The sequence below is a fragment of the Caldifermentibacillus hisashii genome (genome assembly GCF_039654145.1).
GTDB lineage: Bacteria > Bacillota > Bacilli > Bacillales > Caldibacillaceae > Caldifermentibacillus > Caldifermentibacillus hisashii.
In genome coordinates this window covers 3,640,364-3,657,572 of the sequence record NZ_CP155467.1, presented here as the reverse complement: position 1 = coordinate 3,657,572, position 17,209 = coordinate 3,640,364, and the positions used below count along the sequence as shown (strand labels likewise).

At 33.1% G+C, this 17,209-nt stretch carries 12 protein-coding genes and 1 pseudogene; 12 read left to right on the top strand and 1 reads right to left on the bottom strand.

Features of this window, described 5'->3' with window-relative positions:
* Positions 1–110: 110 nt before the first annotated feature.
* The 12 genes and pseudogenes from NSQ14_RS17530 (at position 111) to NSQ14_RS17475 (ending at position 15,784) form a co-directional block, all read left to right on the top strand.
* A complete protein-coding gene (locus NSQ14_RS17530) occupies positions 111–2,687 on the top strand; it encodes an N-acetylmuramoyl-L-alanine amidase (protein WP_346216648.1) in 2,577 nt (858 codons plus the stop codon).
* A gap of 216 nt (positions 2,688–2,903) precedes the next feature.
* The gene (locus NSQ14_RS17525; protein WP_041846703.1) at positions 2,904–3,098 is read left to right on the top strand and encodes a hypothetical protein; all 195 of its coding nucleotides are present in this window, start codon (positions 2,904–2,906) and stop codon (positions 3,096–3,098) included.
* A complete protein-coding gene (gene tnpB, locus NSQ14_RS17520) occupies positions 3,095–3,382 on the top strand; it encodes an IS66 family insertion sequence element accessory protein TnpB (RefSeq protein ID WP_346216647.1) in 288 nt (95 codons plus the stop codon). Before NSQ14_RS17525 ends, tnpB begins: the two co-directional genes overlap by 4 nt.
* Positions 3,383–3,545: 163 nt before the next feature.
* Positions 3,546–5,117, top strand: a complete 1,572-nt coding sequence (tnpC, locus tag NSQ14_RS17515) for an IS66 family transposase (RefSeq protein WP_346216646.1) — start codon at positions 3,546–3,548, stop codon at positions 5,115–5,117.
* 563 nt (positions 5,118–5,680) lie between these two features.
* A complete protein-coding gene (locus tag NSQ14_RS17510; protein ID WP_346216645.1) occupies positions 5,681–6,481 on the top strand; it encodes a glycosyltransferase family 4 protein in 801 nt (266 codons plus the stop codon).
* A gap of 129 nt (positions 6,482–6,610) precedes the next feature.
* Positions 6,611–7,996: a lipopolysaccharide biosynthesis protein gene (locus tag NSQ14_RS17505; protein ID WP_346217134.1), complete on the top strand. Its 1,386-nt coding sequence runs from the start codon at positions 6,611–6,613 to the stop codon at positions 7,994–7,996.
* 81 nt (positions 7,997–8,077) lie between these two features.
* Entirely contained in the window at positions 8,078–9,436 is a 1,359-nt protein-coding gene (locus NSQ14_RS17500) for a DUF6056 family protein (protein WP_346216644.1), read from the top strand.
* A 102-nt stretch (positions 9,437–9,538) separates the two neighbouring features.
* Positions 9,539–12,114, top strand: a pseudogene (locus NSQ14_RS17495) (YfhO family protein).
* A gap of 42 nt (positions 12,115–12,156) precedes the next feature.
* On the top strand, positions 12,157–13,137 hold the full coding sequence (locus NSQ14_RS17490) for a glycosyltransferase family 2 protein (protein ID WP_346216642.1): 981 nt from the start codon (positions 12,157–12,159) through the stop codon (positions 13,135–13,137).
* 13 nt (positions 13,138–13,150) lie between these two features.
* Positions 13,151–13,558 (top strand): GtrA family protein, encoded by a 408-nt coding sequence (locus NSQ14_RS17485; RefSeq protein ID WP_346216641.1) that lies wholly within the window; start codon positions 13,151–13,153, stop codon positions 13,556–13,558.
* Positions 13,559–13,905: 347 nt separating this feature from the next.
* Positions 13,906–14,220, top strand: a complete 315-nt coding sequence (locus tag NSQ14_RS17480; RefSeq protein ID WP_034773111.1) for a hypothetical protein — start codon at positions 13,906–13,908, stop codon at positions 14,218–14,220.
* Positions 14,213–15,784: an LTA synthase family protein gene (locus NSQ14_RS17475; RefSeq protein WP_346216640.1), complete on the top strand. Its 1,572-nt coding sequence runs from the start codon at positions 14,213–14,215 to the stop codon at positions 15,782–15,784. The genes NSQ14_RS17480 and NSQ14_RS17475 overlap by 8 nt, the downstream gene beginning before the upstream one ends.
* Before the next feature lie 89 nt (positions 15,785–15,873).
* On the opposite strand, the gene NSQ14_RS17470 is transcribed toward NSQ14_RS17475, so the two are convergent.
* Positions 15,874–16,896: an LCP family protein gene (locus NSQ14_RS17470; protein WP_343127095.1), complete on the bottom strand. Its 1,023-nt coding sequence runs from the start codon at positions 16,894–16,896 to the stop codon at positions 15,874–15,876.
* Positions 16,897–17,209 lie beyond the last annotated feature (313 nt).

Sequence of the window (17,209 nt, the reverse complement as noted above, 5' to 3'; positions counted from 1 at the left end):
GCCTATAGTAGTTTATTATGTTAAAATTTAAGTTGAAATACATAGCTTTGAATCAAGTTTCTATGTATTAACAAAAATTAAAATTAAAAAAGGGGGTTATAATAGAGTTCATGAGGGTGAAGAAAATTTACTTTTTACTTGTATGTGCACTATTAATGACTTTTGTCATCCACCCAACAAGACATGTTGCCTATGCAATCGATAGTTCAGCAGTAGGAGGCCTTAAGACCGGATCAACTTATTATTTGATTCATTATAATGGTGAACAAAAGGAATTCACTATTAATGAATCCATAAAATTAACATTAACTGGTTGGACAGATGAATCAGAAACATCCGCAAATGGTATGATTAAAATTAATAAAGATTCATTAAGTCAAACGAAAAATATCATACTTAATGTAAAAGATGAATTTTTAAAAGTTCCCGTTTCTGATACAGAAAATATTTATTTTCATCTAAAACCATCTGACTCACTAAAGGTTGAAAAAGGAACTATTATAGCAGTAAACCAAAATGGATCATCCATTGAAAAAGTAGAAACGATTAATGAAAACGGTATAGTGGTGGAAGATCAAGGGCTTTACTACTACAAGATGGATGCAAATGGCAATAGAGTCAGAATTACAAAAGAAGAATATGATTCTTTAAATTCGGGTGAAAGTTTGGAACAAGAAGGTGCTAATTTATTTAAAACACAAGCTGTATCCGAATCTCAGAAACCATCTGTTTCTTATGTAACACATGTTCAGGATGTTGGTTGGTTACCGAAAAGAGCGAAAAATGGAGAAACCTCGGGAACTGTTGGTAGCGGGAAACAAGTCGAAGCAATCCAGGTTTTCCTAGAGGATTCACCATATCCTAATAGTGGGATTTCCTATAAGACACATGTTCAAGATTTTGGATGGATGGAACCAAAATCCAATGGTGAGACAAGTGGTACTACTGGGAAAAATAAGCAAGTCGAAGCGATATCAATAAGTTTAACCGGAGAAATTGCAAATCATTATGATATCTATTACCGGGTATATGCTGAAAAATCTGGATGGTTAGGTTGGGCAAAAAATGGTGAAAATGCAGGAACTGAAGGTTTTGTAAGGCAAGTCGAAGGAATCGATATTGTCTTGGTTGAAAAAGGTGGACCTGCTCCTGTTTCAGATACGAAACCGTTCCTTTCTAAGCCAACTATTGTTTATCAATCCCACGTCCAAGACTACGGCTGGTTAAATGTTGCTTCAAATGGACAAATGAGTGGAACGATGGGCAAAGCTAAACAGATGGAGGCAATTTCTATCAATTTAAAAAATACCACGACATTTCCAGGTGGAATAATATACTCAACCCACGTTCAAGATTTGGGCTGGTTAACTAACGTAACTGGTGGAAACATATCTGGTACGGTTGGCCAAGGAAAACAAATGGAAGCCATTAAAATTAATTTAACTGGTGAGATTGCTAACTATTTTGACATTTACTACCGTGTCCATGTAGAAGATATCGGTTGGATGGATTGGGCGAAAAATGGTCAAACAGCAGGAACAGAAGGACTTGTCAAACAAATAGAGGCAATTGAGGTTAAATTGGTTGAAAAGGGTGGAAATGCACCAGGTTCCACTTCGAAACCATTTTTGTTAAAACCAACAATTGTGTACCAATCCCATGTTCAAGATTACGGCTGGATGAAAGTTGCCTCCAATGGTCATACAAGTGGAACTACTGGGCAAAACAAGCGTATGGAAGCAATTGCTATAAATTTAGAAGGTAGCAGTTCCATTGGTGGCTCCATCACTTATTCAACTTATATTCAGGATATGGGGTGGGTAAGCTGGGTAACCAATGGTCAAATTTCCGGTACTGTTGGATTAGCAAAACGAATGGAAGCAATTAAAATTAATATAAACGGGGAAGTAGCTAATTATTTTGATGTATATTATCGTACACATATCCAAGATTATGGTTGGCTAGGTTGGGCAAAAAATGGCATGGTTTCCGGTTCGGTAGGAATTGGGAAAAAGGTTGAAGCTATTGAAATTAAATTAGTTCCAAAAGGTCGAGGGGATGCAGTCAATCCAAACACTGCAGGGATTAAATCAAAGACTGTATTTTTAGACCCCGGACACGGTGGAACAGATCCCGGTGCTGTCTATGGAGGCTACCAAGAAAAAGGTATTAATTTGTCAGTTGCTAGAAAGGTTAAATCCATATTGGAAAGTCGCGGATATACTGTGTATATGTCACGGGAAACGGATGTATTTATTCCTTTACTTGAGCGGTCTCAAATGGCAAATAATGTAGATCCGGATATTTTTGTGAGTATACACACCAATTCCACCGGAAGTGGTGCAAACTCAAAAAATGGAATTGAAGCCTATTACTATCAATATGATCCGGCTTATCCGTCAAAAATCAATGAACTCTTTCACAATGATCCACAACGGATAGCCAAAAGTATTGAACTTGCAAAAACAATTCAACAAACGATGGTATCTTATACAGGTGCACGTAATAATGGAATTGCTGGGCAAACATTTTCGGTAGTCCGGGAAACAGAAGTTCCGGCAACTTTACTGGAAATCGGTTATATTAATAATGATAAAGAACGTCAAAAATTAATTAATGACGGTTATCAAAACACATTGGCAAGAGCTATAGCTGATGGAATTGAAAAGTACTTTGCAGCAAATTAGTTTAGTTTAAATGACAATAATTAATAAAAAGAACCGAGGAGATTCAAATAACTCGGTTCTTTTTATTATGGAAAATGATAATTTCCTCATATTGATCTATTTGCAGTATTTATTCCTTTATTTTAAATTTCCGTAAGCCCCCATTTAAACAACGCATATAAATCAACAGCACCTCTTGTTAAAATTGACATATCAATCAAAGGAGGTGCTTTTCATATGCCAGAACAAAAATTAACAATTGTCCCCGTAACATTACATTCCGATACAGAAAATATTTCGAACATAAAACCAACTGTTTCCTCTTCAAATTCAACTTGTACGATTAAGTTTGGAAAAGTTGAAATCTCCTTTTTCAACGGTATAGATGAGCACATCATTCAAACGATCATGAGGGAGTTGAAAGATTTATGAGACACGATTATTCGAGTGTAAAAAATATCTATATCATTTGTGGAAAAACGGATATGAGAAAAGGAATAGATGGATTAGCAACACTCATTCAAGATTCCTTTGAACTGGATCCTTATGGTGATTCCATTTTCTTATTTTCTGGATGGAGTAAAGATCGTTATAAATGTTTATATTTTGACGGTGACGGCTTCGCCATGCTTTATAAGCGATTAGATAATGGAAAACTTCAATGGCCAAGAAACGAAAAGGAAGTACGAAATCTGTCACAACAAGAACTTCGCTGATTATTAGAAGGATTATCCATTCAGTAACCAAAAGCTATTCAACCTTCTCAAAAAGGGCAATTTTAATTCTTAATTCTTTTAAAAAGTTGAATTAAAGCTGTATTCACTATGCTTAACGTGCTATACTAGAACTATCTTATTTGAACGAATGGTTGTGAATTGTATGGTTAATGTTTCGTCTAATAATCAGAATCAAAACGAGAAATTAATTCGACTTCTCGAAGAACAATTGGCTCATTCTAATCAACAAAATGAAGCATTATCCAAACAGATTAAATCACTAACTGAGCAAGTTCGTTATTTAACAAAACTTTTATATGGATCAAAAACAGAGAAATCTAAATACAATACACCTGATGGGCAAATATCATTATTTGACGATGACTCGTCTTTTAATGATTCTGAGCACACAGAAGAACAAAGCCAACAGACGATTTCTTATACTATTGTACGCAAAGTTCAAAATAAAAAACGAAATGATTCATTACATGAAAATGTCGAAGTAAAGGCCATTCATTATCATCCGGAAAATACGATTTGTGATTGTTGTCAATGCCAAATGACTGAAATAGGTACGACAATCGTACGTGAAGAGGCTGAATTTATACCTGCAAGAATGGAAAAAGTTCAACATATTGAACATGCATATGAATGTAAAAACTGCAAAGCGGATTTATCTCAAAAGGCCCAAATTAAACGTGGCAAATCACCTCAACCTCCGATTCAACGAAGCATTGCTGGTCCGAGTGTACTTGCCAAAGTAATTTATGATAAATTTGTGCAATACTTGCCCCTTTACCGGCAGGTAAAGGAGTGGGAACGTTATGGCTTGAATACGAATGATAAAAACCTTTCTAATTGGGTTATTCGAGCATCACATGACTGGCTTTTGCCCGTATATGAGCGAATGAAGAATATAATGTTGGAGAAGTCCATTTTACACGTCGATGAGACTTATGGACAAATTATCAATCGGTCGGATGGAAAATCTGGCCAATCTAATGCTTATAACTGGGTTTTTCGAAGTGTGCCCTGTCAAGGTCCGGCAATCGTTCTGTTTCACAGCTCATTATCACGATCACGATCCGTTCTTGAAGGATTCATTGAAGATTATTCGGGAACGATTGTCTGTGATGGGTATTCAGCCTATGACAAAATTGAAGGGATTACCTTCGCTAATTGCTGGGCCCATGTAAGACGTTATTGGTTAAAAGCAGACAGTAAAAACGGACGAATTGGTGTAAAATATTGCGATGAATTATTTCGTCTTGAAAGGGAATTTAAACACTTATCCCCAAGTAAACGAAGAAAAAAACGCCAAAAGCACTCGAAACCGTTAGTTGATGAATTTCTTGCCTGGGTTGAAAACTCACCATTCTACGGAAAAAATGCGCTCGCTAAAGCAGCTGAATACACGCTAAATCGAGCGAATGGACTAAAAGCATTCTTGGATGATGGACGAATAGAAATTGATAACAATCCCGCTGAGAATGCCATCCGTCCGAATGTAATTGGTCGAAAAAATTGGTTATTTTCCGTAAGTGAAGCTGGTGCGAAAGCAAACGCAATCTGTCTAAGTATCGCAGAAACAGCTAAAGCGAATGGAGTAGATTTCTACCAGTATCTAGTGAAGTTACTGAGAGACCTACCAAATTTAGATATTCATAGAAACCCAGAAATTATAAACAACTATTTGCCTTGGTCAAAAACGATCCAAGCAGAATGTGTAAAATAACCGTAAATCTGATTAAAAAATCATGGTTTTACGGTTATTTGTAGTACGTACCGTGAAGGTACGTTTATTTTTTTATTTCGGGCTTACGAAAGGAAAATTAAAAGTACCATTTTTATAAGAGTAGAATTGAATTATAACGAAAAAAATTATATAGTAACTAAAGGGTAGAGGAATCAAATTAAGAAAAATTGTTTTTAGTTTTATTATGATGAAGAAGAAATGAACATGAAATCATAAATAAATAAATTAAATGAGATTAAGAAAGATATTCCTTTTTAAGAATAGGAGCGATGCAAAAATATGAAAATAAACTTTTGTTTACCGGGACCGAGTAAAATTCCAATCGGGGGTTATAAAATCGTTTTTGAATATGCAAACAGATTGGTTGAAAAGGGCCATGAGGTTGGAATTGTCTTTGACTGTAAACAGTTATATACAGGGTATCATTTCCCAGAGTTTTTAAGAAGGATATTAAGTTACTATGCGGTTAAGACAAATCCAAGGTGGTTTCTTCTTAATAAAAAGGTAAAAAAATATATGCAAATGGAATACTTGATCATGAAGTGCCGGATGCTGATATAGTTATTGCAACAGCAATTCTAACTGTTCATGATGTCCATCAACTTTCATCCAAAAAAGGGAAAAAGGTATATTTTATCCAGGACTTTGAGAATTGGGGATATACGGACGAAGAAGTATATGAAACCTATGGGTTAAACATGAAAAATATTGTGATAGCAAAGTGGCTAAAAGAAATTGTCGACAAACATAGTCATTCGGAAAGTGTATATATACCGAATGGCATCGACCTTACCATTTATGGTATTGATATTCCGATAACCGAAAGAAATCCTTATTCCATATCAATGATGTATAGAAAAGAAGTGCATAAGGGTACAAAATATGGATTAGAAGCGATTAACCGAATTAAAGAGCTATATCCAAATGTTGAAGTAAGGCTATTTGGTGTCCCGGATCGTCCTGAGGAATTGCCTGATTGGATTGAATATACAACAAAGGCCACACAATCACAATTAAGAACCATTTATAACCATTCAGCAATTTATTTAACTCCAAGTGTTATTGAAGGGTTTGGACTAACGGGAGCAGAGAGTATGGCCTGTGGCTGTGCCTTAGTATCGACTGCTTATCAGGGAGTTTTTGAATATGCAGAAGATAATAAAAATGCTTTGATTTCACCAGTAAAAGATGTTGATGCATTAGTGAATAATATAGAAAGACTTTTTAACGATAATGAATTACGTATTAAGATGGCAACTAAGGGAAATACGGATATTAAAAAGTTATCTTGGGAAAATTCCGTCAACCTTTTTGAAAAGACACTTGAGGGACTATTTAATTAAGATTCATTTTTAAGGCTTTAAAAGAGACTAACAGCGTAAGGAGAATATAGATTGGATAAAGTAGATTATTCTTCTCAGAAAAAATTTATTATTGACATTCTATCCTATTTACCGGCTAAAATTATTTAGATTTTAATTTCTTTCTTATGGTCGTATATATTTACAAGAATTTTTTCACCTGAAGAATATGGATTGTATGGGTTAGTTTTGTCAGTTACATTAACAGCCATTTCTGTTTTAACAGAATGGATCGGACAGCCTGTCGGAAGATTTTATTCGGATTACTTTGAGCGGAAGGAACTTCATCTGTATAATTATGCAATTAAAACTTCGATCAAAGTACAAACGTATTTAATTATTATTGCGTCTATAATTTCATTGGGATATACAGCTATTTTTGTGCCTGAAAATACAATGTTGGTATTTACAGCAATTGTAAACATAGTTTTAAATTCATTTTACTCGCTCCTGTTACCTATGATTCCTGCCAGTTTAAATACAAAATTATACCGTATCTTAGAAATTGGCAGACCTGCTATTAGGTTGGTAATAGCTCTGCTCATTGTTGTTTTTATTGAAAAGAATATTTTAGCATTAATCTGGGCTGAGTCTATTTCAAATCTGTTCTTTTTATTGCTTATGATGAAGCCGATTCAAAAACTATTGTTTACAGACTTGAAGACAGATGTAGCTGACTTATCTAAGGGTAAAGAGACCTTTATAAAGTTTTTGAAATTTGGTATCCCAATGGCAATTTGGTTTTTTTGTTCACAATTTATTAGTCTTGGCAGTCGGTTTGTTATCGAAATTTATCGGGATTCTTTTGAGGTTGGATTATATACAGCCAATTTCCAATTAATCAATGGAATTTCAGGACTAATCAGTGCGCCCATTACATTAGCTGCTTTCCCGCTAATAATGAAACTTTGGGCACTAAATGAAAAGGATAAAATTGTACCAACACTTGAAAATATGACAAGAATCTATGGTATTATTGGGATTGGTATTATTGGTGGAACAGCATTAATAGCTTATGAACTTGTTAAAATAGCACTAGACCCTCAATATATTGATGGATATAAGATAATGTTGCCGTTAGTTATGGGCTTTGTTCTTTGGAATGCCTCGATTCTCGGTCATAAAGGCATGGAACTGATGGAATCAACTATGACTATGGTTATTGCAATAACCATAACGGCTATCGTAAATGTAATTCTAAACTTTATTTTTGTAGGGAAATTTGGGTATGTTGCATCAGCATGGGTGACTTTTGCCAGTTACTTCATTTATACCGCGATTATTTATTTTAAATCTGAGCGCTTTATTAAATGGAGAATACCAAAAATATTAATTGTCTATACCTTTTACATGCTTATTGTCGTTTTACTGTTAAAATATCTGTTCACCATTTTTACCATTCATTCAGTTATCATGAGCTTGATTATCAAAGGATCTATTTTCAGTATTCTTTATTTTGGACCAGTTGCATATTATGATTTTAAAATTAAAAAATAAAAAGGTAAAAATTTCTGCTAATAGGTAATCGAAGGAATTGGTGAAATATAATGACTTATCTAGGAGGGATCAGGTAGAGATATGTCTAGTTACATAGGTAAAATAAAGCCAAAGAACCCAAGTGCCATTAAGTATACCGTATTAATTTTAGTACTTTATTTTATTCATTTCTTAGTTGAATTAGCAAGTGATGATTTTTGGTTTTCCGAGGTCTCCTCGCAATATGGATTAATTGAATATATTATTAGTCGTTATGAAGGATGGACAGGTCGTGTTTTCCCCGAGTTTCTTTTATATACTATGCTCAATGAACTGGTTTGGTTATGGCGAATAATTAATCCGATAATTATTATTCTGCTATCGTATGGTTTGGTTAGGATACTCAAAAGAAAAGTTGAATTTAAAGATGTATTGCTCGCTTTACTTACTTTAGGATTTTTTAGTCCGTCTATTCTTAGTAATGGTTTTTTTTGGATTACGGGAACTTTTAACTATTCATGGCCAATTGCATTTGGATTAATAAGCATGATTCCTTACGCTGATATTATTTTGAGAAATGAAACTCCAAATGCAAGAATGTATCCATTTTATTTTTTATTCGGAATCTTAGCCTCAATTAGTCAAGAACAAGTGGCTCTTTGTATTTCAAGTTTTTCTATTTTAGCACTCGGTAGTTTAATCTATAATAAAATTAAAATAGATAAAAAAATGTTACTTTTAACTGGAACCATAATTGTTGGGACTTTTATTTTGATACTTGCACCAGGAAATGGAGTTAGGTGGCAAATAGAGGTTGATCATTGGTATCCTCAATTCGATGAGATGAGTGTATTGGCCAAAATTTTTCTAGGGATGATTTGGCTATTTGAAAAGCTCTTCATAGAAATGAAAGCATTAGTTTTTTTATTATCAATTATCACTATCATATCCTGTATTAAAAAAGAAACAATCAATCAGTCTTGGTATTTTAAATTTTTTGTTCTTTTAGTATTAAGTATCACAGGAGTAAACCTTCTGGGTATCGGACAAAATTACGTTTATGACTTTCAATCAATAGCAAATATTGTTATCAATAAAACAGGGACAATACAAGATATGATAAAAAGCGTTCTTCCTTATTTATTTTGGATAATATGGGCATTATTATTATTGATAGTTAGTATTAAAAATACAAATCATAAATTTTTTGTGTTATTTAGTTATTTAGCAGCAATTAGTACTTTAGTCATAATCTTTTTTTCACCTACAATTTATGCATCAGGAAATCGTGTATTAACTGTCTGTTCAGTAATTCTTGCATTAATTGTTTTAAATTTAATTACTAAAGAAAATATAATTCCAAATAATAGGTTTGCCTTATATATTTATGCAGTAATACCATTCCTGAACATTATTAGAATTCTTCATATCTGGGTTGTTCAGGGGTTCCAATTGTTGTAAAAACAGTGTAATTATAAACGAAAATGACACTTAATGCCTGAGTTTTTGTTGAAGAACTTTAATTTAAGAAGAGATTTAATTTTGAAGGGTTCGAGGTAAAACATGTTTAATAAACAAGTCAAGAATTATCTGCTTTATACTATTGCATTTCTTACTCCTTTACTGATAATGGGTTTGGTCTTTGTAGTTTATCATGTGTATCCTTTTGGAAGTCATTCAATGCTAATGACTGACCAATTCGCACAGTATATTCAATTCTACAATCATTTATATGATGTGTTAAAAGGTAACGGAAGTCTTCTATATACATGGGAATCTGGTCTGGGATTAAATTTTTGGGGTACGTTTGCATATTATTTGTCAAGTCCAATTTCGTTAGTAATTCTTTTTTTGACCGTGATAATTTACCTGAAGCATTTATTTTTATGACATTAATTAAAATAGGCTTATCTGGATTGATGATGTCCCTCTATTTAACAAAAACACATAGGTCAAACATGATGAATACAATTTTATTTTCGACAATGTACGCTCTATGTAGTTTTGCTGTTGGTTATTTCTTTAATATAATGTGGCAAGATGCAGTATATCTATTGCCGTTGGTTCTTCTTGGAGTAGAAGGCCTATTACAGAAAAAATACAAACTATTAATTATCAGCCTTTCTATACTTTTTATTTCAAATTTTTATACTGCTTATATGGTGGGGATATTTACATTTCTATATTTCTCTATAAGGTGGTTGCTTGTCAATCGATTTAATTTAAAAACTTTTATAAAGGACTTTTTTGTATTTATGCTGTGTGCCGCATTGGCCGCAGGAATTTCTGCCTTTATTACTCTACCAACTTTCTTTCAATTAGGATCTAACGATTACCAACCATTTAAATGGAATACTTTTTTTAACATAGATATTAGGTTTACAGAGCTGTTTGCTAAATTCTTTAATAGTAGTGAAAACTTATTGTTTAAACCAAATGTTTATACGGGGATATTAACATTACTACTTTTCCCATTATTTTTCCTAAATAAAAAGATACAATTAAAGGAAAAATTTTTGTATTTCTTTTTTATGTTATTTTTGATAATCAGTTTACAAGTGCATGGTTTAAATATGATTTGGCATGTTTTTCAAGAACCATCCGGTTTTCAACAACGATTTGCGTTTCTTGTATCGTTCCTGCTTGTTTTTCTGGCCTGTAGAGCTTTAAATACTTTTGATGAAGGACAATTATCTAATTTGATTAAAGTGGCAATTACTGAAATTATTATTTTGGTGTTGTTGCCTGAACTTGTTCCTGATTTATTGTCTTTAAAAGCTGCTTTATTTAATATCATTTTGATTGTTATTTTTACAACAATTCTTTATGCAAAAGTTTTTGTTGGGTACCGAAAGGTTGTAAATATAATATTAATTTTTTTTGTGCTTTTTGATTTGAGCATGAATACTTATAATCATATAAAAACCTTGAATAGTTATACTGAGTATAACTATTCAAGGAATCAATATAATGTTCAGGTTACTGGATATGATGATGTAATCAATAGCCTTGTTAAAGAAGATAAAGGGTTTTATAGAGTCAATTCGTTGATTAAATTAACATTAAATGATGGGCTACGTTTTAACTATAAAGGAATGGACATTTTTAATACATTAGCAAATGGTGAATTGCATGATTTTATGAATAAATTAGGGTATAGTACAACTCTTGGAGCTCGATCGCTTGCCCAAAGCAATGGTATATTAACATCGGATGCATTACTTGGATTTAAGTATGTAGTTACTAGTGAGCCAATAAATATACACGGATTTAAATTGATAAAAAGCACTGGAGAAACGAAATTATATGAAAATCAAAATTATTTACCAATTGGTTTTATGATGGAAAAGTCTCAAGTTGAGTTTAGTAATTATGATGATAATCCATTTGAAAATCAAAATAAATTTCTTGGTGGAGAAGCTAGCTACTTTACAGAGATTAAACCAGTACAAGTGAAATATAATAACCTAGTTGTTACAGAAAATGGTACAGTGATCCATGTGAAAAAAGGGAATCCCGATCAGGAAGCTTCTATTGAAATGATTTTTAACATTCAAGGGGATAAACAATTATATACATTGTTAAATGCAGGAAAAGGATATCCGGGTTACGGGGAAACTTCAATTTATGTAAATGGAAAGTCTCTTGGAATATATCCAACATTTCATAATGACAGAGTTTTGGACTTAGGTGGATTTTCAAATGAAGAGGTTGCTATAAAAATTGAGTTTTCTGTTGCGGAAACAAACCTAGTTCAACATTATTTTTACACTTTAGATATACCATCTTTTGAAAAAAGGATTAGCGAATTAAAGGAAACGGCGTTTAATTTGAAGAAATATAACGATATATCTTTAGCAGGAAAGATTAAAACTGATAAAATGGGCACACTTTTCTTCTCTATACCTTATGATGAAGGGTGGAGTGCGAAGATAGATGGTAAAGAAACAAAAATAACTAAGTCGGGTGGATTCATTGGCTTAGATAATGATAAAGGTGAACATAACGTTACATTAAGTTACTTACCAAAGGGCTTTTTAATAGGTTGTATAATTTCATTAACAAGTTTGGTTATTTCTATACTTCTTATAGTATTTAGAAAAAACCAAGTAATCATTAGGAAGAGTTATGATTTGTAGTTTAATTATAATAATGGACTTGGAAAAAGGAGGCTTCAAGCTGTGAAAAAACTAACGATCCTCGTCCCGGCATACAATGAAGAAGAAGTGTTGGATCAACTTTATGATCGATTGAAGGGTGTAATGAATGGTCTTCCGGACTACCAGTTTGAAATCTTATTTGTCAATGACGGCAGTAAGGACCAAACTTTATCGATCATAAAAAACTTAAGGGCAAAAGATACCCGTATTTCCTATGTGAATTTATCCAGAAATTTTGGGAAAGAAATTGCAATGATTGCCGGGCTCGACTATGCAACAGGTGATGCTGTGATTATCATTGATGCCGACCTGCAAGACCCGCCGGAGTTAATTCCGGAAATGATTAAATATTGGGAAATGGGTTATGATGACGTTTTTGCAAAAAGACGATCGAGAGCGGGAGAGACGTGGCTGAAGAAATGGACTTCTGCTACATACTATAAAATTTTACAAAAAATGACGAGGATTCCAATTCAGGAAAACACCGGTGATTTTCGGTTGTTGGATCGTCGTTGTGTCGAAGCATTAAAACAGTTAAGGGAAACTCAAAGATATACAAAAGGGATGTTCAGCTGGATCGGTTATAATAAAAAAGAAATTCTTTTTGACCGGGATCCGAGAGCAGCAGGCGAAACAAAATGGAACTATGCAAAATTAGTAGATCTGGCTATTGAAGGAATTACCTCCTTCACAACAGCTCCTCTGCGTTGGTCAGCGTTTTTTGGTATAATAATATCAGCCTTAGCTTTTGCATTTATGATTTGGATTATAATTAAAACGCTTCTCTTTGGGGAACCGGTTGCCGGATATCCATCACTAATGACAGTTATTTTATTTTTAGGCGGAATTCAATTGTTATCACTTGGTATTATCGGTGAGTATTTAGGAAGAATTTTTAACGAATCAAAGCATCGACCACTTTATTTTGTTGATGAGTATAATGAAGAAAAGGAATTAAACCAGAAGCCGAGAGATCAAGAAAAAACATACATTCATCAGTAAGTAGGGAAAAATCATGAAGTTAAATAAGGAGATAATTAGCTATCTTATTTTTGGAGTTTTGACAACACTTGTAAACATCGTTACGTTTTGGTTGTTTGATGACATTCTTGAAATGGACTACAAACTGGCTACTACGATTGCTTGGATCGTATCGGTTTTGTTTGCCTTCATAACCAATAAATTATATGTTTTCAACAGTAAAGACATGCAGATCCAAGCGTTCCTCAAGGAATTAGCATCATTTATGTTTTTTAGATTTCTTTCGTATCTTTTAGATTTGGCGACGATGATTGTATGTGTTGAACTTTTAAAAATAGACAACCTTTTGGCGAAAATTCTCGCCAATGTGTTGGTTGTTATTTTTAATTATTTCGCGAGTAAGTTTGTTATTTTTAAAAAGGCAAAAGAAGAAGGAAACTAAAGAAGCTTTTCATTTGACAATAAAAAGATAATCCCGAGAATGCTGTCTTGTCATTCTTGGGGTTTTTTTAATAGAGTGATGATGACACATGTATTTTTTACAACTTTATTAATATTATATTACAAATATTTCTCTTGGGATTTTAATGGGAATATGGGATAATAAATTGTAAATAGAGTAAATGTATTATGAACAAGCTATTTACGGAGTCTAAAAAAGATTACGTAAGAATAAATTTTTTTTAAAAAAATTAAAAGCCCTTTCATTAAAATTATTCGCCTTATTTTACCAACTGATCACGAATCGTTGGTAATTACAGAATATGAATTACAGGTAGGTGGAAAATGGTGAGTTTTAATGAAATTATGTCACTGGTTATGCCTTCTCTTGTTGCATTACTGTTTTATTCAAAGTTATCCGGAAAAACTTTGAATTTGTTTGAAGCGGTTACCCATTTTGCATTATTTTCCCTTATTACCAATTGTGTAATGTATGGAATATTGATTTATTTTTTCAACACTGATTCCTTTATTTATACAAGTTTATTTACATTTAAATATACTTTGATGGCTTTGGTTATTTCCCTTTTACTTGTTGTCTCTTACCGATTTATTGAATTAAATGTGAAGCTGAAATTGCAAGTGGAGCGGGAAAATGGATAATAAACGTCATTTGAAAAAGGGAATATTAGCCATAATCATCATTGTAATCGCTTCAGTTATATTATCTTTTTCCTTGTATATTAGAAATTATTTTTCTGATCAAACGGTAGATGAAATGGTATTTTATCTTTTTAATGGGGTGGGAGGTACATCAAAAGATGTAATATTAACAGGCATTAAAAAAAGCTTGTTCCCGTTTTTCATGATTTTATTGGCTTTACTACTTCCAATATGTCGGTTCAAAGATCGAATCAACATGATAGAAATGAATGTTAACCGTAAAAAGTTACATTTTTCAATTTTTCCAAATAAAACTCTATATAAATATCGTTTTTCCTATTCGGTTATTGTTTTGGTATTATCCCTGTTTGCCGGTTATCATTTAATTGGTGTCAAACAATATGTTGCTAGTTTAACAGATTACTCGACATTTATAGAAGAAAACTATGCAGGTGGGGCAGATGTCAACTTAACTTTTCCTGAACAAAAGAGAAATTTGATCATTTTATATATGGAATCGATGGAAAACTCATTTATATCAAAAGAAAATGGCGGCGGTTGGGAGTACTCAGTTGTTCCGGAATTAGAAAATTTAGCCTTGAAACATATTAACTTTTCGAACACCGAGAAAATAGGTGGAGCCTATCAAGTAGAAGGGACCGGGTGGACAGTAGCCGGAATTGTTTCGACGACTACCGGACTGCCTTTAAAAATTCCCATTAATGGAAATGAATATACATCCTCAGACCAATTCTTGGCCGGGGCATATGCATTAGGTGATGTGCTGAAAGAGGCCGGGTATAATTTGGAGTTTATGGCAGGATCCGATGCAAATTTTGGCGGTCGAAGCAATTATTTTAAAAAACATGGGGACTATAAAATTTTTGATGTAAATACGGCCATCGAACAAGGGAAGATGGATGAAAGTGACCGCGTTTGGTGGGGCTTTGACGACACACATCTTTTTACTTGGGCAAAGGAAGAAATTACCGAACTGGCAGAGCAAGATAAAACTTTCAATTTTACCTTTTTGACGGCAAATACGCATTTTCAGGATGGATATTTAGAAGAAGGGGCAGAAGAGATATACGGAACGCAATATGAAAATGTGTATGCTTATTCATCCAAACAAGTTGCAGAATTTGTTGAATGGTTACAACAACAGCCGTTTTATGAAAATACCACTTTAGTCATATTAGGTGACCATTTAAGTATGCAAGATCCGAAATTTTTTGAAGAACACTTATCGGATGAATATGAACGGACTATCTATAATGTGTTCATTAATTCTGTGACCACTCCTCTTCAAGAAAAAAATAGAACATTTACTTCTCTTGATGTGTATCCGACGATTTTAGCAAGTATCGGTGTGCACATTGAAGGTGACCGGCTGGGTTTAGGAACCAATCTATTTTCTGGAGAAAAAACAATAACAGAAGAACATAAATTTAATTTTGTAAATGAGGAGCTGGCAAAAAAATCCAACTTTTATAACAGTAATATATTAAGGGATGATTACTTGCATTTGTTAGAACAAACTGAAGAGACTGACCAAGAGAGTTAAATAATCGTAAGCGTCATGGTTAAATATAAAAAGGGAATCCAAATGTCGTGTTTTCGACTTGAGGATTCCCAAAAATTTTGCCGTCCCTTTTAATTCTGATCAGAACTAATATTGTCATCATTAATCACTGTTTTACTGTTTTCCAATTCCAAATGATTAACCAGCAGCTGTTTCGTCTCTTCTAAAGATTCCTCGTCCAATTTGTAATAATATGTTTTTCCAGGTTTATAGTCGGATCCTTTTAATGTCAGTGATTCAATCGCTAAATTTTTATCATTAAGTCCATAGGAAGCTAAACCACGCATTTCCCCAAATGTCATATTAGTTTTCATATTATTTCCAACTGCTTCGATGACATCATCATATTTAGTAATTGAACCAACAGAAACAGCCTTTTTAATGATAGCCTTAATAATTTCCTGCTGGCGTTTCCCTCTTTCGATATCGTTGTCCAATTTCCTTGTTCGAGCCAGAGCAAGTGCCTCTTCACCATTTAATTTTTGAACACCGGGTTTAAGAAAAATTAATGATTTTTCTTTGGAATCGAGTTCGGCAAATTCATACGGAACATCAACCGTTATACCACCTAATGCGTCGACAATTTCGATGAATGCCTCGAAATTGATACTAACGTAATAGTCAATCGGTACTTCTAATAAATTTTCTACCGTTTCGATTGTTGCTTTGGCTCCACCCTTTGAATGGGCGTGGTTAATTTTTGTTTTTTCACCAATTGCAGGCACATAAACATAGGTATCCCTTGGAATACTTAATAACTTTACACTATTTTCATGCTTGTTTAATGTTGCCAACATTAGTGTGTCAGATAAATTATTCCCTCTCTCTTTTCTTGCCTCACTTGAGTCTACACCGATAATAAGAATAGAAATATTATCTTTTGTTGGATCGACAATTTTTTCCCGTAAATTAGATTTATTTCTACCAATATCCTCAAAGGAGTCGGAAATAGCCGAATGTGCTTTCCAGTATAAAAAACCCCCGTATGATAATATTGATATAAGTATGATTAGGAAAGGCAATAAAATAACTAGTCGCTTTCGTTTTTTTCTTTTTGTTTTTTGGTATAGCCGTGTATTTCCTTTATTGTCCATATAAATTCCCCTTATTTTAAACAATATTAAATTCTATTTTAAGACTTACTTCATATTTTACCAAAAACCATAAAAAAGAAAACGCTTATTTGCAAGGGAATATGGATTTAAACTGAAAAAGTCGAAATTACAACTCTGCCAGATTTGGAAAAAATAAATGCTTAAAATTTTTGGCGAAAAAGTGTATAATTAATCGTAAATTGTCAAAAAAATAGTATCCAATCCAACCAAATTTTGATAAATTAATAATAGCTTAATAGAAGAATTGTCAAAATATTTTTTTGCCTTATTAAAAGAAGATAGCCAGATTGAA

What these genes read in the sequence shown, in the direction of transcription:
- NSQ14_RS17530 (WP_346216648.1), top strand. Translation starts at nt 111, where the DNA reads ATGAGGGTGAAGAAAATTTACTTTTTACTTGTATGTGCACTATTAATG.
- NSQ14_RS17525 (WP_041846703.1), top strand. Translation starts at nt 2,904, where the DNA reads ATGCCAGAACAAAAATTAACAATTGTCCCCGTAACATTACATTCCGAT.
- tnpB (WP_346216647.1), top strand. Translation starts at nt 3,095, where the DNA reads ATGAGACACGATTATTCGAGTGTAAAAAATATCTATATCATTTGTGGA.
- tnpC (WP_346216646.1), top strand. Translation starts at nt 3,546, where the DNA reads ATGGTTAATGTTTCGTCTAATAATCAGAATCAAAACGAGAAATTAATT.
- NSQ14_RS17500 (WP_346216644.1), top strand. Translation starts at nt 8,078, where the DNA reads ATGTCTAGTTACATAGGTAAAATAAAGCCAAAGAACCCAAGTGCCATT.
- NSQ14_RS17485 (WP_346216641.1), top strand. Translation starts at nt 13,151, where the DNA reads ATGAAGTTAAATAAGGAGATAATTAGCTATCTTATTTTTGGAGTTTTG.
- NSQ14_RS17475 (WP_346216640.1), top strand. Translation starts at nt 14,213, where the DNA reads ATGGATAATAAACGTCATTTGAAAAAGGGAATATTAGCCATAATCATC.
- NSQ14_RS17470 (WP_343127095.1), bottom strand. Translation starts at nt 16,896, where the DNA reads ATGGACAATAAAGGAAATACACGGCTATACCAAAAAACAAAAAGAAAA.